The sequence below is a fragment of the Pseudomonas sp. LBUM1663 genome, assembly GCF_059695905.1.
Map to the genome: position 1 here is coordinate 5,381,513 of NZ_CP166792.1, position 22,665 is coordinate 5,404,177.

The 22,665-nt window shown below is 56.6% G+C and carries 25 protein-coding genes and 1 tRNA gene; 4 read left to right on the forward strand and 22 right to left on the reverse strand.

Annotated features, from left to right (window positions below):
• The 14 genes from ACA075_RS24570 to trmJ all read right to left on the reverse strand — a co-directional run bounded on the left by ACA075_RS24570 (position 1) and on the right by trmJ (position 10,880).
• Positions 1–1,020, reverse strand: coding sequence for a RodZ domain-containing protein (locus ACA075_RS24570; RefSeq protein WP_497299328.1), 1,020 nt, complete (start codon positions 1,018–1,020; stop codon positions 1–3).
• Positions 1,020–1,778, reverse strand: a complete 759-nt coding sequence (pilW, locus tag ACA075_RS24575; protein WP_497295907.1) for a type IV pilus biogenesis/stability protein PilW — start codon at positions 1,776–1,778, stop codon at positions 1,020–1,022. Before pilW ends, ACA075_RS24570 begins: the two co-directional genes overlap by 1 nt.
• 17 nt (positions 1,779–1,795) lie before the next feature.
• Entirely contained in the window at positions 1,796–2,938 is a 1,143-nt protein-coding gene (rlmN, locus tag ACA075_RS24580) for a dual-specificity RNA methyltransferase RlmN (protein WP_497295909.1), read from the reverse strand.
• A gap of 28 nt (positions 2,939–2,966) precedes the next feature.
• Positions 2,967–3,392: a nucleoside-diphosphate kinase gene (gene ndk / locus ACA075_RS24585; RefSeq protein WP_007916882.1), complete on the reverse strand. Its 426-nt coding sequence runs from the start codon at positions 3,390–3,392 to the stop codon at positions 2,967–2,969.
• A gap of 92 nt (positions 3,393–3,484) precedes the next feature.
• Positions 3,485–3,685 carry a Fe-S cluster assembly protein IscX gene (iscX, locus tag ACA075_RS24590; RefSeq protein ID WP_017340315.1) on the reverse strand — a complete coding sequence of 67 codons (201 nt, stop codon included), beginning with the start codon at positions 3,683–3,685 and terminating at the stop codon, positions 3,485–3,487.
• A 14-nt stretch (positions 3,686–3,699) separates the two neighbouring features.
• Positions 3,700–4,041, reverse strand: a complete 342-nt coding sequence (gene fdx, locus ACA075_RS24595) for an ISC system 2Fe-2S type ferredoxin (RefSeq protein ID WP_497295910.1) — start codon at positions 4,039–4,041, stop codon at positions 3,700–3,702.
• 2 nt (positions 4,042–4,043) lie between these two features.
• Complete coding sequence (hscA, locus tag ACA075_RS24600; protein ID WP_497295911.1) at positions 4,044–5,906, reverse strand: Fe-S protein assembly chaperone HscA; 1,863 nt, start codon at positions 5,904–5,906, stop codon at positions 4,044–4,046.
• Positions 5,907–5,957: 51 nt separating this feature from the next.
• A complete protein-coding gene (hscB, locus tag ACA075_RS24605) occupies positions 5,958–6,479 on the reverse strand; it encodes a co-chaperone HscB (RefSeq protein WP_219094527.1) in 522 nt (173 codons plus the stop codon).
• 8 nt (positions 6,480–6,487) lie between these two features.
• On the reverse strand, positions 6,488–6,811 hold the full coding sequence (gene iscA / locus ACA075_RS24610) for an iron-sulfur cluster assembly protein IscA (protein ID WP_007903589.1): 324 nt from the start codon (positions 6,809–6,811) through the stop codon (positions 6,488–6,490).
• A 28-nt stretch (positions 6,812–6,839) separates the two neighbouring features.
• On the reverse strand, positions 6,840–7,226 hold the full coding sequence (gene iscU, locus ACA075_RS24615) for a Fe-S cluster assembly scaffold IscU (RefSeq protein ID WP_003443374.1): 387 nt from the start codon (positions 7,224–7,226) through the stop codon (positions 6,840–6,842).
• 83 nt (positions 7,227–7,309) lie between these two features.
• Positions 7,310–8,524 carry an IscS subfamily cysteine desulfurase gene (locus tag ACA075_RS24620; RefSeq protein WP_497295913.1) on the reverse strand — a complete coding sequence of 405 codons (1,215 nt, stop codon included), beginning with the start codon at positions 8,522–8,524 and terminating at the stop codon, positions 7,310–7,312.
• A gap of 50 nt (positions 8,525–8,574) precedes the next feature.
• Entirely contained in the window at positions 8,575–9,066 is a 492-nt protein-coding gene (gene iscR, locus ACA075_RS24625) for a Fe-S cluster assembly transcriptional regulator IscR (RefSeq protein ID WP_007903581.1), read from the reverse strand.
• Positions 9,067–9,330: 264 nt separating this feature from the next.
• The gene (gene cysE / locus ACA075_RS24630) at positions 9,331–10,107 is read right to left on the reverse strand and encodes a serine O-acetyltransferase (protein ID WP_033061461.1); all 777 of its coding nucleotides are present in this window, start codon (positions 10,105–10,107) and stop codon (positions 9,331–9,333) included.
• A 2-nt stretch (positions 10,108–10,109) separates the two neighbouring features.
• On the reverse strand, positions 10,110–10,880 hold the full coding sequence (gene trmJ / locus ACA075_RS24635) for a tRNA (cytosine(32)/uridine(32)-2'-O)-methyltransferase TrmJ (protein WP_010457884.1): 771 nt from the start codon (positions 10,878–10,880) through the stop codon (positions 10,110–10,112).
• Between the two features lie 146 nt (positions 10,881–11,026).
• Here trmJ and suhB point away from each other — a divergent pair, with 146 nt between their 5' ends.
• On the forward strand, positions 11,027–11,845 hold the full coding sequence (gene suhB, locus ACA075_RS24640; protein ID WP_008053258.1) for a type III secretion system regulator SuhB: 819 nt from the start codon (positions 11,027–11,029) through the stop codon (positions 11,843–11,845).
• Positions 11,846–12,102: 257 nt separating this feature from the next.
• Here suhB and ACA075_RS24645 read toward each other — a convergent pair whose 3' ends face one another.
• The 6 genes from ACA075_RS24645 to queA form a co-directional block, all read right to left on the reverse strand.
• On the reverse strand, positions 12,103–12,651 hold the full coding sequence (locus tag ACA075_RS24645; protein WP_010457893.1) for a glycine zipper 2TM domain-containing protein: 549 nt from the start codon (positions 12,649–12,651) through the stop codon (positions 12,103–12,105).
• A gap of 120 nt (positions 12,652–12,771) precedes the next feature.
• Positions 12,772–13,686, reverse strand: coding sequence for a protein translocase subunit SecF (gene secF, locus ACA075_RS24650; RefSeq protein ID WP_497295915.1), 915 nt, complete (start codon positions 13,684–13,686; stop codon positions 12,772–12,774).
• 9 nt (positions 13,687–13,695) lie between these two features.
• Complete coding sequence (gene secD, locus ACA075_RS24655; RefSeq protein WP_497295917.1) at positions 13,696–15,564, reverse strand: protein translocase subunit SecD; 1,869 nt, start codon at positions 15,562–15,564, stop codon at positions 13,696–13,698.
• A 64-nt stretch (positions 15,565–15,628) separates the two neighbouring features.
• Positions 15,629–15,967, reverse strand: coding sequence for a preprotein translocase subunit YajC (gene yajC / locus ACA075_RS24660; RefSeq protein WP_007916913.1), 339 nt, complete (start codon positions 15,965–15,967; stop codon positions 15,629–15,631).
• A gap of 43 nt (positions 15,968–16,010) precedes the next feature.
• Positions 16,011–17,126 (reverse strand): tRNA guanosine(34) transglycosylase Tgt, encoded by a 1,116-nt coding sequence (gene tgt / locus ACA075_RS24665; RefSeq protein WP_170219133.1) that lies wholly within the window; start codon positions 17,124–17,126, stop codon positions 16,011–16,013.
• Between the two features lie 14 nt (positions 17,127–17,140).
• The gene (gene queA / locus ACA075_RS24670) at positions 17,141–18,190 is read right to left on the reverse strand and encodes a tRNA preQ1(34) S-adenosylmethionine ribosyltransferase-isomerase QueA (RefSeq protein ID WP_461955570.1); all 1,050 of its coding nucleotides are present in this window, start codon (positions 18,188–18,190) and stop codon (positions 17,141–17,143) included.
• A 107-nt stretch (positions 18,191–18,297) separates the two neighbouring features.
• Here queA and ACA075_RS24675 point away from each other — a divergent pair.
• The 3 genes from ACA075_RS24675 to ACA075_RS24685 all read left to right on the forward strand — a co-directional run bounded on the left by ACA075_RS24675 (position 18,298) and on the right by ACA075_RS24685 (position 19,420).
• A tRNA-Leu gene (locus tag ACA075_RS24675) sits at positions 18,298–18,382 on the forward strand.
• Positions 18,383–18,532: 150 nt separating this feature from the next.
• Entirely contained in the window at positions 18,533–18,862 is a 330-nt protein-coding gene (locus tag ACA075_RS24680; RefSeq protein ID WP_497295919.1) for a hypothetical protein, read from the forward strand.
• On the forward strand, positions 18,863–19,420 hold the full coding sequence (locus tag ACA075_RS24685; protein ID WP_497295921.1) for a hypothetical protein: 558 nt from the start codon (positions 18,863–18,865) through the stop codon (positions 19,418–19,420). It abuts the gene before it with no gap.
• A gap of 134 nt (positions 19,421–19,554) precedes the next feature.
• On the opposite strand, the gene ACA075_RS24690 is transcribed toward ACA075_RS24685, so the two are convergent.
• Together ACA075_RS24690 and ACA075_RS24695 are read right to left on the reverse strand one after the other, a co-directional pair.
• The gene (locus tag ACA075_RS24690; RefSeq protein ID WP_497295922.1) at positions 19,555–21,453 is read right to left on the reverse strand and encodes a caspase family protein; all 1,899 of its coding nucleotides are present in this window, start codon (positions 21,451–21,453) and stop codon (positions 19,555–19,557) included.
• Complete coding sequence (locus ACA075_RS24695; protein WP_497295924.1) at positions 21,450–22,166, reverse strand: hypothetical protein; 717 nt, start codon at positions 22,164–22,166, stop codon at positions 21,450–21,452. Before ACA075_RS24695 ends, ACA075_RS24690 begins: the two co-directional genes overlap by 4 nt.
• Positions 22,167–22,665 lie beyond the last annotated feature (499 nt).

Below are 22,665 nucleotides of genomic sequence, written 5' to 3' on the forward strand. Positions count from 1 at the left end.
TTATTGACCCAACTTCAGGCGAGCAGTCTCGCCACTGGTGAACGGAGCGACATCAACCGCCTGCCCGTTGTAGCTGACCTGCGCGCCACGGGCGAAGCCCAGACGCACGGCAAACGGCGGCTTGCCACTGACGGAAACACTTTCGCCTTTACGCTTCAGACCGCTCAACAGCACTTTGCCGGTGCCATCGGTCACTTGCGTCCAGCAATCGGCGGTGAACTGCAATTGAACCTGACCCTGGCCGGCAACCGGAGCAGCCGGTGCTGGAGCGGGAATGGTTGGCGTCACCGAAGCGCTTGCAGGCGGGGTCGATACAACAGGGGCCGTCGGAGCCGGCGCTACGGGAGTCGCGACAACCGGAGCGGTGCTGTGCGCCGGTGCAGCGGGTGCAGTCGGCGCGGCGGCAGGCGCAGTGGCTTCTGCCTCGGTCGGTGCTTCAGTGGAACTCTCGGCTTGCGGCAACGCAAGCGCGGTTGCACCTTCAGCCTGACCTTCCGCGACAGCCTGGTCTTCCGGCTCGTCCAGCGGATGGATCTGGGTGGTGCCATCAGCGCCTTCGACTTCGACGTGTTCCGGGCTCGGGGTGATCAGGTCTTTGGTGCGCTGGGAGGTCTGATCCTGCCACCAGACAAAACCACCACCAATCACTGCAATCAGCAACAGCAGGCTGACAATGCGCAAAATCGTGTGGGAAACCCGAACCGGTTCTTCGATACGGCCCAGGCTGTGGACGCTGCTGCCCTGGGAGTCGGTGCCGGTGGATTGGTCGAACTGCTGAACCAGAACGGTCTGGTCCATGCCCAGCAACTTGGCGTACGCGCGAATATAACCGCGGGCGAAGGTATGCCCTGGCAGCTTGTCGAACGCGCCGGCTTCCAGATTGCTCAAGGAATTAACGGTGAGGTTGAGCTTGAGGGCCACTTCGGCCAGCGACCAGCCATTGCTTTCGCGGGCCTGGCGCAAAGTTTCACCGGGGTTAACGCGATTCGCTGCTACAACTTCGGGATGCGCCGCTTTCATCATTGCTCCGACAGGTATTGCTGATATTCCGGCGTACCGGGATAGAGTCGTTTTAGTTGCAGGCCAAAACTGGCGGCCTTGTCGCGATCTTCAAACACTTTTGCCAGCCGAACGCCGAGCAATAGACTACGTGCATTTTGCTCGGTGAGCAGGCTAAAACGATCGTAGTAGTCACGCGCGGGCACATAATGCCTGTCTTCGAAGGACAACTCAGCCATTTCCAGCAATGCACGCGGTTGTTGGCGGTTCAAACGCAGGGCTTTTTCCAGTTGCTGCTGCGCCAGATCACGCTGCCCCAGCTTCGAAGCGGTCATGCCCAGGTTCTCGAACACCCGCGAACGCTCAGGATACAGGGTATCGGCGGCGGCCTGTTCAAAGCGCTCGTATGCCTCTTTATAGCGTTTTTCTTCGAAGAGAAAGCTGCCGTAGTTATTCAGGATTCGTGCATCGTTGGGACGGGAAGACAGCGCCTTGCGAAAGTGCTGGTCTGCCAGCTCAGGTTCCATTTCAGCCTGAAACACCAACCCAAGCGCCGCATTGGCATCTGGATCCGAGTCATCCAGATCCAAGGCTTTCTTCAACGGCACTTTCGCCCGTTCGGTCATGCCTTGCTGCAAGTATCCCAAGCCCAGTTGCACGTAGGCAGTGCGCGCTTCATCGCGACCTTTGCTGGTTTTCATCGGATTGAAATCGCCCGACAGGACGCAACCAGCAGACAGGCTGGCCAACAGCAAAAGCAGCGCAAAGCGCAGGGACATAGAGATCCTCTCTTGATTTATTTCGCGGCGTTTTGCGCTATATCGTTCTCGGCGCTCAACTCGCGCACGGCGATATAACGTTCGCTGCGACGGGTGCGATCCAGCACCTGCCCTACCAATTGGCCACACGCGGCATCGATGTCTTCACCGCGAGTGGTGCGCACGGTGACATTGAAGCCGGCATGGTGAAGCTGATCCTGGAAACGGCGAATCGCGTTGTTACTCGGGCGCTCGTAACCGGAATGCGGGAACGGGTTAAACGGAATCAGGTTGATCTTGCACGGGATGTTCTTGAGCAACTCGATCATCTCAACGGCATGCTCAACTTTGTCGTTGATGTCCTTGAGCAAGGTGTACTCGATGGTCAGAACGCGCTTTTCGCCCAGGGACGACATGTAGCGCTGGCACGACTCGAGCAGCATCTTAAGCGGATATTTCTTGTTGATCGGCACCAATTGGTTACGCAATGCGTCGTTTGGTGCGTGCAGGGACAACGCCAGGGAGACGTCAATGTGCTTGGACAGCTCATCGATCATCGGCACCACGCCCGAAGTGGACAGGGTCACGCGGCGCTTGGAGATCCCGTAGCCCAGGTCATCCATCATCAGATGCATGGCGGCCACGACGTTGTCGAAGTTCAGCAGCGGCTCACCCATGCCCATCATCACCACGTTGGTGATGGCACGGTCGGCGGTCGCCGGGATGCTGCCGAACGATTTATTGGCAATCCACACCTGGCCGATGACTTCGGCGGCGGTGAGGTTGCTGTTGAAACCTTGCTTGCCGGTGGAGCAGAAACTGCAATCCAGGGCACAGCCTGCCTGGGACGAAACGCACAAAGTGCCGCGCTTGCCCTGGGGAATGTAAACGGTCTCGACGCAGCTGCCGGACGCCACGCGCACCACCCACTTACGGGTGCCGTCGGTGGAAATGTCCTCGCTGACCACTTCAGGACCGCGAACTTCGGCAATAGCCTTGAGCTTGTCGCGCAAGGCCTTGCTGACGTTCGTCATGGCGTCGAAATCATCGACGCCAAGGTGGTGAATCCATTTCATTACCTGACCGGCACGGAAACGCTTCTCCCCGATCGAGTCGAAGAATTTTTCCATTTCCAGCTGAGTCAGACCCAGCAGGTTGGTTTTTACAGTCGATGTAGTCATGGATTCACCTTCACTCATAAGCCAATGCTTAGCGAGTGGTTACTTCAGTAGCTGCGAAGAAGTACGAGATTTCGCGAGCAGCAGCGGCTTCGGAGTCCGAACCGTGTACAGCGTTGGCATCGATCGAATCAGCGAAGTCAGCACGGATGGTGCCGGCAGCCGCTTCTTTAGGGTTGGTAGCGCCCATCAGCTCACGGTTCAGAGCGATAGCGTTTTCGCCTTCCAGAACCTGAACGACAACCGGACCGGAGATCATGAAAGCAACCAGGTCGCCGAAGAAACCACGAGCGCTGTGCTCAGCGTAGAAGCCTTCAGCTTCAGCTTTGGACAGTTGCTTCAGTTTCGAAGCTACAACGCGCAGGCCTGCTTTTTCGAAACGAGTGGTGATCTCGCCGATGACGTTTTTTGCAACAGCGTCAGGCTTGATGATGGAGAAAGTACGTTGAACAGCCATGGTGTAACTCCAGAAACGGTAATTTGCGAAAAATTAAACCCGCGAATTATACGCGGGTTCTTTGGTATTGCCTAACTGCATACGGCGCAGACTCAGTCTGCTTCTTCGATCCAGGCGGCCTGAATGGCTTCAAGCACCTTCTCGCCACCGCGGGTCGGATCATCACTGAACTCCGGCAATGCCAGCACCCATTTGTGCAGATCGACGAAGTTCACGTAACGCGGATCCACTTCCGGCTTGGATTCAGCCAGCTGGATCGCGATTTCCAGCACATCAACCCATTTCAGACTCATGACGTTTCCTTGAATCAGTGCGGCGCTTCGGCCGCATGGTTGAGCGAGTATTTCGGAATTTCGACAGTCAGGTCTTCAGTCCCGACTTTTGCCTGACAGGCCAGGCGCGACTGAGCTTCCAGCCCCCAAGCCTTATCAAGATAGTCTTCTTCCAGCTCATCAGCCTCTTCCAGCGAGTCAAAGCCCTCGCGAATCAGGCAATGGCAGGTGGTGCAGGCGCAGACGCCGCCGCAAGCGCTTTCCATCTCGATATGGTGTTCGTGAGCCAGTTCGAGGATGGAGATGCCGGGCTCAGCCTCCACAACCATGCCTTCCGGGCAAAACTTCTCGTGTGGCAGAAAAATGACCTGCGGCATCGTTATTCCTCAATCTCATTCAGGTTGCGCCCCGCCAGCGCGGCTTTCACCGTTGAATCCAGGCGGCGGGCAGCAAAAGCGTCGGTCACTTGCGACAGACGCTTGGTCTGCTGCTCGATGGCGAAACCATCGGTACCTTTCATCAGTTCGGTCAGTTCCTGCATCTGCAACTCGATGACCATGCGCTCTTCGGCGTCGAGCAAGCGCTCACCGTCGACATCCAGGGCGGCCTGCACCGCTTCGATCAGGCGCTGGGCATCGACCTGCTGCTCACGCAACACCCGCGCGACCTTGTCGTCGTTGGCGTGCTGGAACGATTCCTTGAGCATCTTGGCGATTTCGCCGTCGGTCAGGCCGTAGGACGGCTTGACCTGAATGCTGGCCTCGACGCCCGAACCCAACTCGCGAGCGGAGACACTGAGCAGACCGTCGGCATCGACCTGGAACGTCACGCGGATTTTCGCGGCACCGGCGACCATGGCCGGAATGCCACGCAACTCGAAGCGCGCCAGGGAACGGCAGTCGCTGATCAGTTCACGCTCGCCCTGCAACACGTGAATAGCCATGGCCGACTGGCCGTCTTTGTAAGTCGTGAAGTCCTGGGCGCGGGCGACGGGGATGGTGGTGTTGCGTGGAATCACCTTCTCCATCAGGCCGCCCATGGTTTCCAGCCCCAGGGACAACGGAATGACGTCGAGCAAGAGCAATTCCCCGCCATCACGCTTGTTGCCAGCCAACGTATCGGCCTGGATCGCAGCACCAATGGCCACCACTTGATCCGGGTCGATTTCAGTCAGCGGCTGGCGACCAAAGGCTTCAGCAACGGCTTCACGAACGCGAGGCACGCGCGTCGAGCCGCCGACCATGACCACGGCGTGCACTTCGTCCAGCTCGATGCCGGAATCACGCACCGCGCGGCGGCAGGCTTTCAGGCTGCGCGCGACCATTGGCTCGATCAGCGCATCGAAAGCTTCACGGGTCAGTTGCGCTTTCCAGTCACCGTAGGCGACTTCAACGGACGAAGTATTGGTCAGGGCTTCCTTGGCCGCGCAAGCGGTTTGCAGCAGATTGCGCTGGGCACCCGGGTCGAGGTCGGCGGACAAACCGGCGCTCTCGATGATCCAGCCAGCGATCGCATGGTCAAAGTCATCGCCACCCAGGGCGCTGTCGCCACCAGTAGCGAGCACTTCAAATACACCGCCGGTCAGGCGCAGGATCGAAATATCGAAGGTGCCGCCGCCCAAGTCATAAATAGCGACCAGGCCTTCAGCGTGTTGATCCAGACCGTAAGCCACAGCGGCAGCGGTCGGCTCGTTGAGCAAACGCAGCACGTTCAGACCGGCCAGCTTGGCCGCATCCTTGGTGGCTTGACGCTGAGCGTCATCGAAATAGGCCGGAACGGTGATTACCGCGCCCACCAACTCGCCGCCCAATGCCGCTTCAGCGCGCTGACGCAGCACTTTCAGGATATCGGCGGAAACTTCGACCGGGCTTTTCGGCCCCTGAATCGTGTCGATGAACGGCATGTGCGACTCGCCACCGACAAAGCGGTACGGCAGTTGGTCACCCAATTGCTTGACGTCGGACAGACCACGACCCATCAAGCGCTTGACCGACAGCACGGTGTTCAAGGGATCGGTAGCGGCAGCCAGCTTGGCGGACTCGCCGACTTCGACGCGATCGGCGTGGTAGCGCACGGCGGACGGCAGGATGACCTGCCCTTCAGCGTCGGCCAGGGGCTCGGAAAGACCACTGCGCAATGCAGCGACCAGCGAATTGGTAGTGCCCAAGTCGATCCCCACAGCCAGACGACGCTGGTGCGGTTGAGGACTTTGGCCGGGTTCGGCGATCTGCAGTAGGGCCATCGTTATCAGGACTTATCTGTATATCAGGCGTGCGACCGGAGCGGCACTGGGTTAATCGTCGAGGCGCTCTTCTAACTGGCGCACTTCGTAGGTGAGCTTGTCGAGGAACTGCATGCGCCGCATCAGGCGTTCGGCCTGCTCACGTTGCGCTGCATCATCCCAACAGGCTGCGAAGCTTTCGTTCAGTTCATCCTGAGCCGTCTTCAGGCGACGCTTGAACACTGCAACACCCGCCAGGTCGGCGCTGTCTTGCAGGTCTTCGAGCTCTTCACGCAGTTCCATCTGCTGCAGAAGGAACTCCGGATCATGCACCGTGACCTCCAGCGGCAGCTCGCGCCCGCCCATGGCGAGCAGGTATCGCGCGCGCTTTGGGGGACTTTTGAGCGTCTGGTAGGCCTCGTTGAGGCTCGCGGATTGCTCTAGCGCCAGCCGTTGCTCGCGCTCGGAAGCGTCTGCAAAGCGGTCCGGATGAACACCGCGCGCCAACTCACGATAGCGCGTGGCCAACTGATCGAGATCCAGACGGAAGCTCGGCTGCAGTTCAAATAAAGCGAAATGACAAGGAGTACCCACGAGCAGCCTCAGATGTTGAAGCTTTCGCCGCAGCCACATTCACCGCGTACGTTGGGGTTGTTGAACTTGAAGCCTTCGTTCAACCCTTCCTTGACGAAATCGAGTTCGGTGCCGTCCAGGTAGGCCAGGCTTTTCGGGTCGATGATCACTTTCTCGCCGTGACTTTCGAACACCTGATCCTCTGCAACCACCTCGTCGACAAACTCCAGCACGTAGGCAAGGCCGGAACAGCCTGTGGTGCGAACACCCAGACGAATCCCCTCACCTTTGCCGCGCCCGTTGAGGGAGCGTCGCACGTGTTGAGCAGCCGCTTCTGTCATGCTGATAGCCATCGGTGACTCCTTACTCGTCGCTTAATGCTTAGATCAAGCCTTTCTTCTGCTTGTAGTCGCGAACGGCCGCTTTGATAGCGTCTTCAGCAAGTACGGAGCAGTGAATTTTAACTGGCGGCAGGGCCAGTTCTTCGGCCAGCTGAGTGTTCTTGATGGTCTCTGCTTCGTCCAGAGTCTTGCCTTTCATCCACTCGGTCGCCAGGGAGCTGGAGGCGATCGCAGAACCGCAACCGTAAGTCTTGAACTTGGCGTCTTCGATGATGCCTTGTTCGTTGACCTTGATCTGCAGGCGCATCACGTCGCCGCACGCCGGAGCGCCGACCATGCCAGTGCCGACATCAGGGTCTTCCGCGTCCATCTTGCCGACGTTGCGCGGGTTTTCGTAGTGGTCGATGACCTTTTCGCTGTAAGCCATGATTCTTAATCCTCACTCATCAGAGAGTCGCTCTTGAGCCCTGAAAACCTTGTTTTACAGGGCCGGTTTGCGGCGACTTGAAATCAGTGTGCCGCCCACTCGATTTTCGAAATGTCGACACCGTCTTTGTACATGTCCCACAGCGGCGACAGGGTGCGCAGCTTGGTAACGGCCTCGCAGACTTTCTGCGCGGCGTAGTCGATTTCTTCTTCGGTAGTGAAGCGGCCGAAGGTGAAGCGGATCGAGCTGTGTGCCAGTTCGTCGTTGCGGCCCAGGGCGCGCAGTACATACGAAGGCTCAAGCGATGCCGAGGTGCAGGCCGAACCGGACGAAACCGCCAGATCCTTGAGCGCCATGATCAGCGACTCGCCTTCAACGTAGTTGAAGCTCAGGTTCAGGTTGTGCGGTACGCGGGCGGTCATGCTGCCGTTGATGTACAGCTCTTCCAGGCCTTCGACCTGCTTGAAGAAACGTTCGCTCAGGGCTTTGATACGGATGTTCTCGGCCGCCATGTCTTCCTTGGCTACGCGGAACGCTTCACCCATGCCGACGATCTGGTGGGTCGCCAGGGTGCCGGAACGCATGCCACGCTCGTGACCGCCGCCGTGCATGGTCGCTTCGATGCGAACACGCGGCTTGCGGCTGACGTACAGGGCGCCGATGCCTTTAGGGCCGTAAGTTTTGTGGGCAGAGAACGACATCAGGTCGACTTTCAGCTTCTGCAGGTCGATCTCGACCTTGCCAGTGGACTGAGCGGCGTCGACGTGGAACAGAATGCCCTTGGAGCGGGTCAGTTCGCCGATGGCTGCGATGTCGTTGATGGTGCCGATTTCGTTGTTCACGTGCATGACCGAAACCAGGATGGTGTCGTCGCGCAGGGCGGCTTCGATCATCGCTGGTGTTACCAGGCCATCGGTCTGAGGCTCGAGGTAGGTCACTTCGAAACCTTCACGCTCCAGTTGGCGCATGGTGTCGAGGACGGCCTTGTGCTCAATCTTGGTGGTGATCAGGTGTTTGCCTTTGGTCGCGTAGAAATGCGCCGCACCCTTGATTGCCAGGTTGTCGGACTCGGTGGCACCGGAGGTCCAGACAATTTCACGCGGGTCGGCGTTGACCAGGTCAGCGACCTGACGACGAGCGTTTTCGACGGACTCTTCAGCTTTCCAGCCGAACACGTGGGAACGGGACGCCGGGTTACCGAAGTTTCCGTCGACCAGCAGGCATTCACTCATCTTTTGCGCAACACGCGGATCAACCGGGGTCGTCGCAGAGTAATCAAGGTAAATCGGCAATTTCATGGACTATCTCCTAATCAGGCTGGCTGGCGTACCGCTTTGCTCTCTGGCTGTCATTCGACGGCGGACGCTTCAATCTTGTCCAGGCGTGGCGCCTTGCTGTTGCAACGGCGCTGGTCCTGACGCTGGGCTACTTCTTGCACCTCACGGCGAGTCACAAGGTCAGCCAAGCTGATACCGCTCAGAAATTCGTGAATCTGCAAGCTAAGATCGCACCACAAGTGGTGGGTCAGGCAGGTGTCACCTTGATGGCAATCACCCTGGCCCTGGCATTTGGTGGCATCGACCGATTCGTTCACCGCATCGATCACCTGGGCGACCTGGATGCCCTGCATGTCGCGGGACAGTTGGTAGCCACCGCCCGGGCCACGAACGCTGGAGACCAGATTGCTGCGGCGCAATTTGGCGAAAAGCTGTTCGAGGTAGGACAGGGAGATGCCTTGGCGCTCGGAGATATCGGCCAGGGACACCGGCCCGTGCTGCGCGTGCAACGCCAGGTCAAGCATGGCGGTTACGGCGTATCGGCCTTTTGTAGTCAGTCGCATGGACAATTACCACGGAGTTCGGAATGGGGGCGAGTATGCTATTCCCGAGTATTTAAGTCAACTATAAGACCTAGTACTTTAGTCAGGATTACCCGCAAAAGAGCGCGCGCATCATAGCAAAGGCTGGCGGCGTACAGCCAGCAATTGCGAGTTATCGTTCTTCGCGGGCAAGCCCGCTCCCACAGGAGCCGTCGTCTGCCTTCAATGGCATGCATGGCGCAATTCATGTGGGAGCGGGCTTGCCCGCGAAGGGATCGACGCGGTTTAGCTAGCCTGACTCTGATCCTTGTCCTTCACACAGGCAAAGTCTTCTTCGCGCAACTCAGGCAGATCTTTCGCACAGTAATTACTGCCCAGGTCCTTCAACGCTCCGCACATCCCCTCCAGACGACCATCGACTGCCTGCAGGTGATCGAGCAATTGGTTAATAGCCCGCGCCACCGGGTCCGGCATGTCTTCGCCAACACCGTAGGCATCGAAACCGATCTTCTCGGCCATGGCTTTGCGCTTGGCGTCCTGCTCTTCATCGGACTTGACGATGATCCGCCCCGGAATCCCGACCACCGTGGCTCCGGCCGGAACCGCCTTGGTGACCACGGCATTAGAACCGACCTTGGCCCCCGCGCCCACCGTGAAAGGACCGAGCACCTTGGCGCCCGCCCCTACCACCACGCCATCTTCCAGCGTCGGGTGACGCTTGCCCTTGTTCCAGCTGGTGCCGCCCAACGTCACGCCCTGATACAGGGTGACATCGTTGCCGATCTCGGCAGTCTCACCAATGACGATGCCCATGCCATGGTCAATAAAGAAGCGACGACCGACCTTGGCGCCCGGATGGATCTCGATCCCGGTCAACCAGCGACCGAAGTTCGACACCAGCCGCGCCAGCCATTTCCAGCCCATGCCCCACAGGGCCGACGACAGGCGATGGATCCAGATGGCATGCATGCCGGGGTAGCAGGTCAGGACTTCAAAGGCGTTGCGCGCTGCCGGGTCACGATGGAAAACACTCTGGATATCTTCACGCAAACGCTCGAACATTTTTAATCCTTCCGCTTTAGAAGCTCTCCACGGGCCGCTTTCTGGGTTTCCGTGAGGATGCCACGCAATATATTCATTTCCGCCCGGCTCACCGAGCTGCGACCGTACAACCGGCGCAGGCGCGCCATCAAGTGCCGTGGTTTTTCCGGATCGAGGAATTCGATGGCCACCAGGGTTTGCTCCAGGTGCTCATAGAATCGCTCCAGCTCATCCATGGTCGCCAGCTCACCACTTTTAGTGGACGCCACTTCATCCTTCTCGACCTTGCTCGGCTGGCCTTGGGCCGCGAGCCAGGACATGCGCACTTCATAACTCAACACCTGCACCGCTGCCCCAAGGTTCAGCGAACTGAACTCAGGGTCTGATGGGATGTGCACGTGATAATGACATCGCTGCAGCTCTTCATTGGTCAGGCCGGAATCTTCACGACCAAAGACCAAGGCAATCTCGGCACCCGACGCGGCTTCCTCCACCACCTTCACGCCGCATTCGCGGGGATCGAGCAACGGCCAGGGAATGCGACGGTCACGGGCGCTGGTGCCAAGCACCAGATTGCAGCCGACCAAGGCATCTTCCAGGGTGGCGACGACTTGCGCGTTTTCAAGGATGTCCCCGGCGCCGGAAGCACGGGCATCGGCTTCGTGGTGCGGGAACAACCGCGGTTCGACCAGCACCAGCCGCGACAGGCCCATGTTCTTCATGGCACGCGCAGCCCCGCCGATGTTGCCGGGGTGGCTGGTATTGACCAGGACGACACGAATGTTATGCAGCACGGGAGGCAATCTCGAACACAGAATGGGGGAGCAGAATCTTACAGCTCAACCTACCGTTAAGCTATGAAAGCGAACACCAACCTTCACCTGTAGAAAAGTTCTGATAGAATGCCCGGCTTTCTTTAACAACCTTAGGTGACACATCCATGCAGCCCATGCTGAATATCGCGCTGCGCGCCGCCCGCAGCGCCAGTGAATTGATCTTCCGCTCCATCGAGCGCCTGGATACCATCAAGGTCGACGAAAAAGACGCCAAGGATTACGTATCCGAGGTGGATCGCGCCGCCGAACAGAAAATCATCGACGCGCTGCGCAAGGCCTACCCGAATCACTCGATCCTGGGTGAAGAAACCGGCATGCACGCCGGCACCGGGATTGAAGGCGAAGAATACCTGTGGATCATCGATCCGCTGGACGGCACCACCAACTTCCTGCGCGGCATTCCTCACTTCGCTGTCAGCATCGCCTGCAAATACCGCGGTCGCCTGGAACACGCTGTTGTTCTGGACCCGGTTCGCCAGGAAGAATTCACCGCCAGCCGTGGTCGCGGCGCTCAACTGAACGGTCGTCGCCTGCGCGTCAGCGGTCGCACCAGCCTGGACGGCGCCCTGCTGGGTACCGGCTTCCCGTTCCGTGACGACCAGATGGACAACCTCGACAACTACCTGGGTATGTTCCGCGCCCTGGTAGGCCAGACCGCCGGCATCCGCCGCGCTGGCTCGGCGAGCCTGGACCTGGCCTACGTGGCTGCCGGTCGTTTCGACGCTTTCTGGGAGTCGGGCCTGTCCGAGTGGGACATGGCGGCAGGCGCCCTGCTGATTCAGGAAGCAGGCGGCCTAGTGAGTGACTTCACCGGCGGCCACGACTTCCTTGAGAAAGGCCACGTCGTTGCCGGTAACACCAAGTGCTTTAAGGCAGTGCTGACGGCGATCCAGCCGCACCTGCCGGCTTCGCTGAAACGCTAAGCGAACGCCCACAAAAAAAGCACCCTTCGGGGTGCTTTTTTTATGCCTGGGATTCATCCTTCAGATCACTACATATCCCTGTGGGAGCGGGCTTGCCCGCGATGGGGTCATCAACTGCACCATTAATGGAGACTGACACTCCGCTATTGCGGGCAAGCCCGCTCCCACAGGGCCTTGTGGTGACGCCGAAGAAGCATTACAGGCACAAAAAAAAGCACCCCGCAGGGTGCTTCTTTTTGAATCTGAATTGCAGCTTTTTAGTGAGCCTGTTCGTTCTGCGACAGGACCAGCTTGCCTTCCTTGTCGACCGGAATCTGGTTGCCCGGATCACGATCCATCCGCACCTTGCCTTCCTTGCCATCCAGCGAATAACGAACGTCGTAACCTACGACCTTGTCGCTGATGTCATTCACCGTATTGCAGCGAGTCTGCGTAGTGGTGTAGGTGTCACGCTCTTGCATGCCCTCCTGAACCTTGTTGCCCGCATAACCACCACCGACAGCGCCTGCGACCGTGGCAATCTTCTTGCCTGTGCCGCCGCCGATCTGGTTACCCAGCAAACCACCGGCTAATGCACCGACCACCGTACCGGCGATCTGGTGTTGATCTTTCACCGGCGCTTGCCGGGTCACCGCTACATCCTTGCACACTTCACGTGGCGTCTTGATTTGTGTCTTGACCGGCTCAACGGCTAGCACTTGCGCATACTCAGGGCCGCTTTTAACCAGGCTGTAGGTGGCAACAGCACCCCCGGCAGTTACACCGACAGCACCCAATACCGCACCAACCAGCAACGACTTGTTCACATGAACCTCCTGACCATCACATGCGGGCAAAGCCCGCGCTTCTCCCAGCCTTGGAGCATAAAAAAAGGCGCGAGTTCAACTCGCGCCTTTTTGGGCTGACAGCTGGAGGAGCGATGGCCGTTATGGACGGTCGTCGATTTCCTTCTCGCTCGCCGCAGGAGGAATCAAATCCTCGCTGTTCAGGTTCAGCCAGATCAGCACCACGTTCGCGATGTAGATCGACGAGTAAGTACCCGCCAGAACACCGATAAACAGGGCAATGGAGAAGCCGAACAGGTTGTCGCCACCGAAGAACAACAGGGCCGCGATCGCCAGCAAGGAGGAGATCGACGTCGCCATGGTCCGCAGCAGGGTTTGCGTGGTCGAGATGTTGATGTTCTCGATCAGGCTGGCCTTGCGCAGTACCCGGAAGTTCTCACGAACCCGGTCGAATACCACGATGGTGTCGTTGAGCGAGTAACCAATGATCGCCAATACCGCCGCCAGCACCGTCAGGTCGAAGGTGATCTGGAAGAACGACAGGATACCGACGGTCACGATCACGTCGTGGATCAGCGAAACGATGGCACCGACCGCAAACTTCCACTGAAAGCGGAAAGCCAGGTAGATCAGGACACCGCCCAGCGCCATCAGCATGCCGAGGCCGCCCTGGTCGCGCAGTTCTTCACCGACCTGAGGACCGACAAACTCGACGCGCTTGACCGTCGCCGGGTTGTCGCCGCCGACCTTCAACAGCGCTTCTGCCACTTGATGGCCCAGCTGCGGGTCTTCACCCGGCATGCGCACCAGCAAATCGGTAGTCGCACCGAAGCTCTGCACGATCGCCTCGTGATAACCCGAGGTGACCAGTTGCTCACGCACCTTGGTGACATCGGCCGGACGCTCGTAGGTCAGCTCGATGAGCGTACCGCCGGTGAAGTCCAGGCCCCAGTTCATGCCCTTGGTGGCGACACTGAACAACGCCAGCGCGGTAAGGAATAATGTGACGCCGAACGCAACGTTGCGAACGCCCATGAAGTTGATTGTACGTAACATGGCAGCCCCTTAAATCCACAACTTCTTGAAGTCACGACCGCCGAAGATCAGGTTGACCATCGCGCGGGTCACCATGATGGCCGTGAACATCGAGGTAAAGATCCCGAGGGACATGGTCACTGCGAAACCTTTGACCGGGCCGGTGCCCATCGCAAAGAGAATCCCGCCGACCAGCAACGTTGTCAGGTTGGAGTCGAGGATCGCGGTAAATGCCCGGCCGAAGCCTTCGCTGATTGCCCGTTGTACGGTCATGCCCGCCGCGATCTCTTCACGAATCCGCGAGAAGATCAGTACGTTGGCATCGACCGCCATACCCATGGTCAATACGATACCGGCGATACCCGGCAGGGTCAGCGTTGCACCCAGCAGCGACATCAGGGCCAGCAGCAGCACCATGTTCACCGTCAGAGCGACGGTGGCGATGATGCCGAAGAAGCGGTAGATGGCGATGATGAACAGCGAGACAAACAGCATGCCCCACAGCGATGCATCGATACCTTTGGTGATGTTGTCAGCACCCAGGCTCGGGCCAATGGTGCGCTCTTCAGCGAAGTACATCGGGGCAGCCAGACCACCGGCACGCAACAGCAGCGCCAGTTCGGACGACTCGCCCTGACCGTTCAGGCCAGTGATGCGGAATTGAGCACCCAGCGGCGACTGAATGGTCGCCAGGCTGATGATCTTCTTCTCTTCTTTAAACGTTTGAACCGCTACGTCTTTCTCGACACCGTTCACCATTTGCTTGGTGTACGTGGTGATCGGACGCTGCTCGATGAAGATCACCGCCATGCTGCGACCGACGTTGCTGCGGGTCGCACGGTTCATCAGCTCGCCACCGTGACCATCCAGACGGATGTTCACTTCTGGCGTGCCATGCTCGCCGAAGCCAGCCTTGGCGTCAGTCACCTGGTCACCGGTGATGATCAGGCCACGCTCGATCTGTGCCGGCGGACGATTGCCTTCACGGAACTCAAAGCTTTCGGAAGTGGCTTTCGAAGCACCCGGCTCAGCGGCTAGACGGAACTCAAGGTTGGCCGTCTTGCCGAGGATACGCTTGGCTTCTGCGGTGTCCTGCACACCCGGCAGCTCAACCACGATGCGGTTGGCGCCCTGACGTTGAACGATTGGTTCGGCAACACCCAGCTCGTTGACGCGGTTACGTACCGTGGTCAAGTTCTGCTTGATGGAGTATTCACGGATTTCCGCCAGCTTGGCCGGGGTCATCGCCAGACGCAGTACCGCCTGACCATTGAGGTCGGCCGGAACAATGTCGAAATCGTTGAAGTTCTTGCGGATCAGTGCGCGGGCCTGTTCGCGGGAAGCTTCATCACTGAAACCCAGCTGAATGGCACCGTTGAGCTGCGGCAGGCTGCGATAGCGCAGTTTCTCTTTACGCAACAGGCTCTTTACATCGCCTTCGTACACTTTCAAGCGTGCGTCGAGGGCTTTGTCCATGTCCACTTCGAGCAGGAAGTGCACACCACCGGACAAGTCCAGACCCAGCTTCATCGGGTGCGCGCCCAGGCTGCGCAGCCATTGTGGCGTGGTTTGTGCCAGGTTCAGCGCGACGACGTAGTCATCACCCAGTGCCTTGCGCACGACGTCTTTGGCCGGCAGCTGATCTTCAGCCTTGGTCAGACGAATCAGACCGCCCTTGCCATTCGCAGCCAGCGTGGCCGCCTTGACGTTGATCCCGGACTCCTTGAGCGCAGTGCTCACACGGTCCAGATCAGCCTGATTGACTTGCAGCGCAGTGCTTGCACCGCTGACCTGAATGGCCGGGTCATCAGGATATAAATTGGGAGCGGAATAAATCAGACCGACCGCCAGCACCGCCAGGATCAGAATGTATTTCCACAGAGGGTATTTGTTCAGCATCACGCCGCCCGTTTATGACGCGGGGCGCCTTGCGCGCCCCGTCGATTGAATATGAAGTTGAAACTTAGATCGCTTTCAGCGTGCCTTTTGGCAGCGTGGCGGCAATAGCGCCCTTCTGGAATTTCATTTCGACAGTGTCGGAAACTTCCAGAACCACGAAATCATCAGCCACTTTAGTGATCTTGCCGGCGATGCCGCCGGTGGTCACAACTTCGTCGCCTTTCTGCAGGCTGCTCAGCAGGTTCTTCTGCTCTTTGGCGCGCTTGGCCTGTGGACGCCAGATCATCAGGTAGAAGATGACCAGGAAACCGACCAGGAAAATCCACTCAAAACCGCCACCCATTGGGCCGGCAGCTGCCGGTGCAGCAGCGTCAGCCATGGCATTAGAGATAAAAAAGCTCATTTAGCACTCCAGTTGCAAATGTTGAATCTTGGGGTCAGAAAACTCAGTCCAAAGGCGGAACAGGTAACCCGCGTTTGGCGTAGAAGGCATCGACAAAGGCGGCCAATGTACCCTGTTGAATAGCCTCGCGCAAACCAGCCATAAGCACTTGATAATGACGCAAGTTATGGATGGTATTGAGCATGCTCCCCAGCATTTCGCCGCACTTGTCCAGGTGATGCAGATAAGCGCGGGAGAAGTTCTGGCAGGTATAGCAATCGCAGGTCGGATCGAGCGGCGAATCATCATGGCGATGGAACGCGTTTCGGATCTTCAGCACGCCGGTATCAATGAACAGATGCCCATTGCGGGCATTACGGGTTGGCATCACGCAATCGAACATGTCCACACCGCGGCGCACACCCTCAACCAGATCTTCCGGTTTGCCAACGCCCATAAGGTAACGAGGTTTGTCAGCCGGCATCTGGCCTGGCAGGTAATCCAGCACCTTGATCATTTCGTGCTTCGGCTCGCCCACCGACAGGCCGCCGATGGCCAGTCCATCAAAGCCGATCTGGTCGAGGCCTTCCAGGGAGCGCATGCGCAAATCCTGGTGCATGCCGCCCTGAACGATGCCGAACAACGCCGCCGTGTTGTCGCCATGGGCTTCTTTCGAACGCTTGGCCCAACGCAACGACAGCTCCATGGAAATCCGCGCGACGTCTTCGTCGGCCGGGTACGGCGTGCATTCGTCGAAAATCATCACGATGTCGGAGCCCAGGTCACGCTGAACCTGCATCGACTCTTCCGGGCCCATGAAGACTTTGGCGCCGTCGACCGGAGAAGCGAAGGTCACGCCCTCCTCCTTGATCTTGCGCATCGCGCCGAGGCTGAACACCTGAAAACCGCCGGAGTCGGTCAGAATCGGGCCTTTCCACTGCATGAAATCGTGCAGGTCGCCGTGCTTCTTGATCACTTCGGTGCCAGGACGCAGCCACAAGTGAAAGGTGTTGCCCAGAATGATTTCCGCGCCAGTCGCGGTGATATCCCGCGGCAGCATGCCCTTCACGGTGCCATACGTGCCCACCGGCATGAAAGCCGGGGTCTCGACGGTACCGCGCGGGAAGGTCAAACGACCGCGACGAGCCTTGCCGTCAGTAGCAAGCAACTCAAACGACATACGACTTTGGCGACTCATTCTTTGTCCTCAGGGCCACGTGGTGCGGGGTTACGGGTGATAAACATCGCATCACCGTAGCTGAAAAAGCGGTATTGATGCTCGACGGCGGCTTTATAAGCGGCCATGGCTTCGGGATAACCGGCGAACGCCGAAACCAGCATCAACAGCGTGGATTCAGGCAAATGAAAGTTGGTGACCAAGGCATCGACCACATGAAACGGCCGGCCCGGGTAGATAAAGATGTCCGTGTCGCCACTGAACGGCTTGAGCACGCCATCGCGCGCGGCGCTTTCCAGGGAACGCACGCTGGTGGTCCCCACGGCAATCACCCGACCACCGCGAGCCCGGCAAGCGGCGACGGCATCAACCACGTCCTGGCCGACTTCCAGCCACTCACTGTGCATGTGGTGATCTTCGATCTTCTCGACCCGCACCGGCTGGAACGTACCCGCCCCCACGTGCAAGGTCACGAACGCCGTCTCGACGCCCTTGGCGGCAATCGCCTCCATCAGCGGCTGATCGAAATGCAGCCCCGCCGTCGGCGCCGCCACCGCGCCCAGGCGCTCGGCGTACACCGTCTGATAACGCTCGCGGTCCGAGCCTTCATCCGGGCGGTCTATATAAGGAGGCAGAGGCATGTGCCCGACGCGATCGAGCAGCGGCAGCACCTCTTCGGCAAACCCCAGCTCGAACAACGCATCGTGACGCGCCAGCATCTCGGCCTCGCCACCGCCATCGATCAGGATCTTCGACCCCGGTTTCGGCGACTTGCTGGAGCGCACATGGGCCAGCACGCGGTGACTGTCGAGCACCCGCTCCACCAGAATTTCCAGCTTGCCGCCGGAAGCCTTCTGGCCAAACAGCCGCGCCGGAATCACCCGGGTATTGTTGAACACCATCAAATCGCCTGGGCGCAAATGCTCGAGCAAATCAGTGAATTGACGGTGCGCCAGGGCGCCGCTGACCCCATCAAGGGTCAACAGGCGACTGTTGCGACGCTCGGCCAAAGGGTGGCGAGCAATCAGCGAATCAGGGAGTTCGAAAGTAAAGTCAGCAACGCGCATGATGGGGTTCGTCTAGCAGGGGCCGGAAGTCTAGCCGAAATAGTGAAAATTCTCTATGTACCTGATTGACCGACGGTAATCTCATCTCTATACTTCGCCGCCATTGAGCCCTGATGGCGGAATTGGTAGACGCGGCGGATTCAAAATCCGTTTTCGCAAGAAGTGGGAGTTCGAGTCTCCCTCGGGGCACCAAAATTAAGAAAGGTCTTGCTTTGCAAGGCCTTTTTTTTCGCCTGCGATAAAGTGGCTGACGCCCCGCCGACCTGTAGGAGCCGGCTTGCTGGCGATGCTTTTGATCTTCTCGTTCTCGGTTGGTACGACAATTCTCAAGGATTCACTCCCATGGAACTGCTGCTGGAAACTGTTGCTTTGTTCTGCCTCAAGCTTGCTTATGAGACGGAGGATTCGAGTCCGATTCTTAGGGATGATTTGATGATGAGCGATTATGAGCGGGAGGTTTTTGGGCTGCTGGTGCGTAGGGGGGATGTTGAGGGGATTCAGACGAAGGTTGGTGAATGCCTGAATTTGGCTCGGGAAGCTTTAGGCGGCGCTGATAAACCGCTAGGGCGTGAACTGCATCGGTTGTTAGCTGATTTCAGCAATGCACGGACGATGGAGCAGCTTGAAGCGCCGGTAATCGCGCTTCAGAAGTATTTGAAAGACATTCAGTAAATGACGATACCGCGCGGGCACCAAGCGTTCCCGTCTTTTCTTGAACAAGAGGCAAAAGCTCTCGACCAGGTTTTGGGTCAGCTCCGCCAAGCGCGCATGGCAATGCATCGATTCATAGAAGTCAGGGTCGGTGGAGAGGAATTGGCAATTCCCTACCGGATTTATCACCAGGATCATGAGGGCGCCTTTGCCCACCTGACTGAAACCCAGAGCATTTTGTACTCGTGCCTTCTGACCCGGCACCACGATGGTCAAGTGCGACAGCGGCACCTGGAACGGATTCTCTCAGTGTATGAACCGTGGATTGTCCCGTTCGTGATCCAGCTGATGGGCGAATACGTCATCCAGATTCTTCAAACTGTTGAAGCGCATCTGCCGACCTTTGATCCGGCGCTTTACGGTCGCTTCATTCGGGACAATCAGACGTACTTTCAAACGACGCAGGCACGCATGATCAGTTATTGGGATTGCTACTACCGAAGTTTGTACAAACACCCTTCCGAGTATGTTGGGTTTAGCGTGTTTGCGAAGCTTCGTGGATTTTCTGAAAGCAGCTAGAATTCTTTGCCGTGATACACAACTTCAGCGCCCACGTTGCGCCCATCAAGACTCTTCCATCATGTGCTTTACCATGAGAAAGTCTTTTTTGATGTCGACAGTGCGTCTAGTCCTGAAATAGGTGTACACCTGTTTCACCCGAACTCTGATGACGCCTTTACCATAAACTCGGCATCTAGACAAAACCATGGAACCCTATCAGGCTGCACAAATGAAGACATTATAGAAATGGCTGCAACAAAAGCATTGAAAGGGCGAGGGCAAGGGCAAGGGGGCCAATTCGAAATAAGGTCATCCGTTCTAAATACATCACTACCGATTGACCAAATCAAGTTATCTCCATCTTCCATAACTTGCAGACCAAACTTAAAATAGTCAGAAGAAACATATGCAGAGAATGAGAGACCATCCAACTCCCACAGACTTTCATCTAAAACCTCTTCCAAGTCTAGAGCTTTCGCAGCTTTTAATAAAACTGTTAGCGTCTGCGCTGGCTGCTCAATGAGTTCATAATTATCAGTAAAATCTTGAGAATTCCGGGCCACCAGATATGCCAAAGCCTTCTCAGGGGGTAGATCCGAGCAAGCCAGCTGACCTTTACAACCAATAAAAGAGCAAAACAGATGACCAACTAATTGTTCCGCTTCATCTTTAAGACCTAGCGAAATCGCATAGGATAGGACAACACAAAAAAACGGCGCTTGAGAGTCGGATAGCGCAACCAAACAACCACTATAGGACACAAGAATAATTTTTAGTAAGATTGCAAACTGCTCAGCAGCTTTATTTTTCTGGTCTCCACCAAGAGATATAAGACCGCAAATAGCAGACCAACCAAGAACCTTAGATATACGTATTGGTAGATAGTACAACTCAGACAAACCTTCCCCACCAGCGGCTAGAAGTGCGTACTTATAATCCTGCAAGGACTTTATAAGCACGTCGTTAGCTTCTAATAAATCGGTAGCACATTGATGCAGTATTCGTTCAACGGACAAAGCCATAGAATTTAAGCCCACTGCCGGGAGCAAGCAAGTCGCAATACAAGCTGCTATCTGCGGCCCTCTAAATGGATCCTGAGATTCTTTCGACTTAAGACGAAAAGTTGTATTTAACCGTTCAGCATGACTGCTTAGGGCAATGGTATCAATGACGGCCGGATCAAGAACTTTCCGCATCACCTGCATAAAACTCGTGACATCCCACGCGCCGCCGGCGGAACTATATGCCGCCCAAAGCAAATCGTAGTTTATCTTGATTGAGCTGTCGCTTTCTGCGGGCCAGCTTTGCACTAAATTTCGCAGTGGTGCGCTTGGATCGCTAGCATATCGTGGATTGCGGCAAAACCTTGGGGCGCCATATAAATTCAAGCCCCAAACGATAGGGTTTTGCCCTCTATCGCTCAATCGCTCGGAAACCCTCCTCCCAATATCAACTAGATTTAGTATGCTTTCACTATCATTCACAAAGTCACGACCTTCTATACAATCCAAAATTGCATTAGTGCCATATCCACCATTTTGATCTTCCATTGCGGACTGATTTTGAGCAGAAGTGGCTACCAAAGTTAACGCTGGAGAGCCAGAGTCCCCAAGAAGCTCAGGCTTTAACAAAATACCTAGATCTGAAACCAATCCACCACTTTCGCATACATCAATAATTACATTACTCTGTAGTGGTGCAGCCTCATTAAGACTTCTGAATAGATCACCTAATGACAAAGCGGACATAGATTGCGCAGAAGGTGTACTGTCGCGGACCCACATATAGAAACTTCCAGCACTTACCCCACCATGCCCCGCAAAAAAGAAAGTGAATGATTCAATATTTCGCGCAGAAAACAGAACAACTCGCAAAGCTTGTCGCACCTCCTCTAACGTAGGTGATAATAAAAGCTTCGAAGCCACAGCATCGTACTCACCCACTTCTGGCTTTAATAGGGCATCAAAAATACGCTGAGCATCCTTTTCGGCAGTATTGAGCACCGAAGCATGATCATATGCATTACAACCTATGGCGATCAGAACCCTCACTGCTCACCCCCATATTTAAAGAACTTAGCTTTTCGCGCAGCTTCTCTTTCCAATGCCTCAGCCGTCTTGCGATCTTTTATGCCTTCAATTTTCTTATGATAATCAACTGGTGCATCATTCATAGCCAGAAAAAACTTCTGCCATTGTTCATGCCCCATATGTATTTCAGGCAGTTGTACATTCCCCTGCTTATCGGAAGAAAACTCTATCAGTTCCAGCATTTTAGCAAACGACTCTATTAAAGAGCCTTCTGCTTTGGCGTCTACAACATTCCCTGTTTTCTCACAAGCAGCACTAAGCGTGGAATAGAACGTCTGAGCAAATTGCTTTCCTATATCATCTTCAAGATTACTTAGAAACCGTTCTATAGCGGTTAAATCATTATTTACGAGATCTTCATATAAGACGGTCGTTACCGAAGAGTGTGTATGAACACCGCCATTAATTGAATGAGGAAGTCCCGGATGTTTCCAGCTTCTTCCGTGTCGAAGCCGTTGTAAATTACGGGAAGGAAGGAAGCGTTCGACGTGGCTTTTTTGATTAGCCCTGATTAGCTCAGCAAGGGCAACACTGAATGTCTCCATGCCAGCCTGATCTTCAAAGAATGATAGGCGTTGCACAGTAGCCTTTCCCAGGATCTCAGGACCTTCTTCAACGTAGTGCTCATCGATATTTGATTGGTTACGGCTCACCGGAGAATCATTTCGGCTCATACCTACCCCATATGCGCTGGCTAAATTATTACGGTCGCGTGAATTACTTTTTTGCAGATAACCTAAGGGTAGCTCATTTGATAATTTGGCCTGGACTGAAGGGGCTTTCGGTATACAGCGCAGTAAATCAACGCATCTGCTCCCTGAATTGCCCACGGATCTGATGCTGTTTCTTCCCTGTAATGCTTGCTATACATCCCCCATCGACAAGCCCTCCGGGCATTAGGCCAGCGAGTGAACGCCCCGCGCGGCACTCATCTAGACTTAATGGATAGTCGTAGGCAGAACCGAACACGTCGCTTTGGTGCAGTTCGATCAATAGCGGCGTGGCAAGCTGCCCTTTATGCCCAGTAGAGGTGCGGCGAAGACCGTGCCGGGCACAACAAGATGCCCGCCAAGGGTGCCCTGGCCAACGGCCTGAAATTGCCACGATACCGTGACGTGGTGTGAGTGCCGCAGCCGACACTTTCGGACGACCGACAACCATCTGGTTTGTCCG

Coding starts and splice junctions, on each gene's coding strand:
- ACA075_RS24570 (WP_497299328.1), bottom strand. CDS start 1,020: ATGAAAGCGGCGCATCCCGAAGTTGTAGCAGCGAATCGCGTTAACCCC.
- pilW (WP_497295907.1), bottom strand. CDS start 1,778: ATGTCCCTGCGCTTTGCGCTGCTTTTGCTGTTGGCCAGCCTGTCTGCT.
- rlmN (WP_497295909.1), bottom strand. CDS start 2,938: ATGACTACATCGACTGTAAAAACCAACCTGCTGGGTCTGACTCAGCTG.
- ndk (WP_007916882.1), bottom strand. CDS start 3,392: ATGGCTGTTCAACGTACTTTCTCCATCATCAAGCCTGACGCTGTTGCA.
- iscX (WP_017340315.1), bottom strand. CDS start 3,685: ATGAGTCTGAAATGGGTTGATGTGCTGGAAATCGCGATCCAGCTGGCT.
- fdx (WP_497295910.1), bottom strand. CDS start 4,041: ATGCCGCAGGTCATTTTTCTGCCACACGAGAAGTTTTGCCCGGAAGGC.
- hscA (WP_497295911.1), bottom strand. CDS start 5,906: ATGGCCCTACTGCAGATCGCCGAACCCGGCCAAAGTCCTCAACCGCAC.
- iscA (WP_007903589.1), bottom strand. CDS start 6,811: ATGGCTATCAGCATGACAGAAGCGGCTGCTCAACACGTGCGACGCTCC.
- iscU (WP_003443374.1), bottom strand. CDS start 7,226: ATGGCTTACAGCGAAAAGGTCATCGACCACTACGAAAACCCGCGCAAC.
- ACA075_RS24620 (WP_497295913.1), bottom strand. CDS start 8,524: ATGAAATTGCCGATTTACCTTGATTACTCTGCGACGACCCCGGTTGAT.
- iscR (WP_007903581.1), bottom strand. CDS start 9,066: ATGCGACTGACTACAAAAGGCCGATACGCCGTAACCGCCATGCTTGAC.
- cysE (WP_033061461.1), bottom strand. CDS start 10,107: ATGTTCGAGCGTTTGCGTGAAGATATCCAGAGTGTTTTCCATCGTGAC.
- suhB (WP_008053258.1), top strand. CDS start 11,027: ATGCAGCCCATGCTGAATATCGCGCTGCGCGCCGCCCGCAGCGCCAGT.
- secF (WP_497295915.1), bottom strand. CDS start 13,686: ATGTTACGTACAATCAACTTCATGGGCGTTCGCAACGTTGCGTTCGGC.
- secD (WP_497295917.1), bottom strand. CDS start 15,564: ATGCTGAACAAATACCCTCTGTGGAAATACATTCTGATCCTGGCGGTG.
- yajC (WP_007916913.1), bottom strand. CDS start 15,967: ATGAGCTTTTTTATCTCTAATGCCATGGCTGACGCTGCTGCACCGGCA.
- tgt (WP_170219133.1), bottom strand. CDS start 17,126: ATGTCGTTTGAGTTGCTTGCTACTGACGGCAAGGCTCGTCGCGGTCGT.
- queA (WP_461955570.1), bottom strand. CDS start 18,190: ATGCGCGTTGCTGACTTTACTTTCGAACTCCCTGATTCGCTGATTGCT.
- ACA075_RS24680 (WP_497295919.1), top strand. CDS start 18,533: ATGGAACTGCTGCTGGAAACTGTTGCTTTGTTCTGCCTCAAGCTTGCT.
- ACA075_RS24685 (WP_497295921.1), top strand. CDS start 18,863: ATGACGATACCGCGCGGGCACCAAGCGTTCCCGTCTTTTCTTGAACAA.
- ACA075_RS24695 (WP_497295924.1), bottom strand. CDS start 22,166: ATGAGCCGAAATGATTCTCCGGTGAGCCGTAACCAATCAAATATCGAT.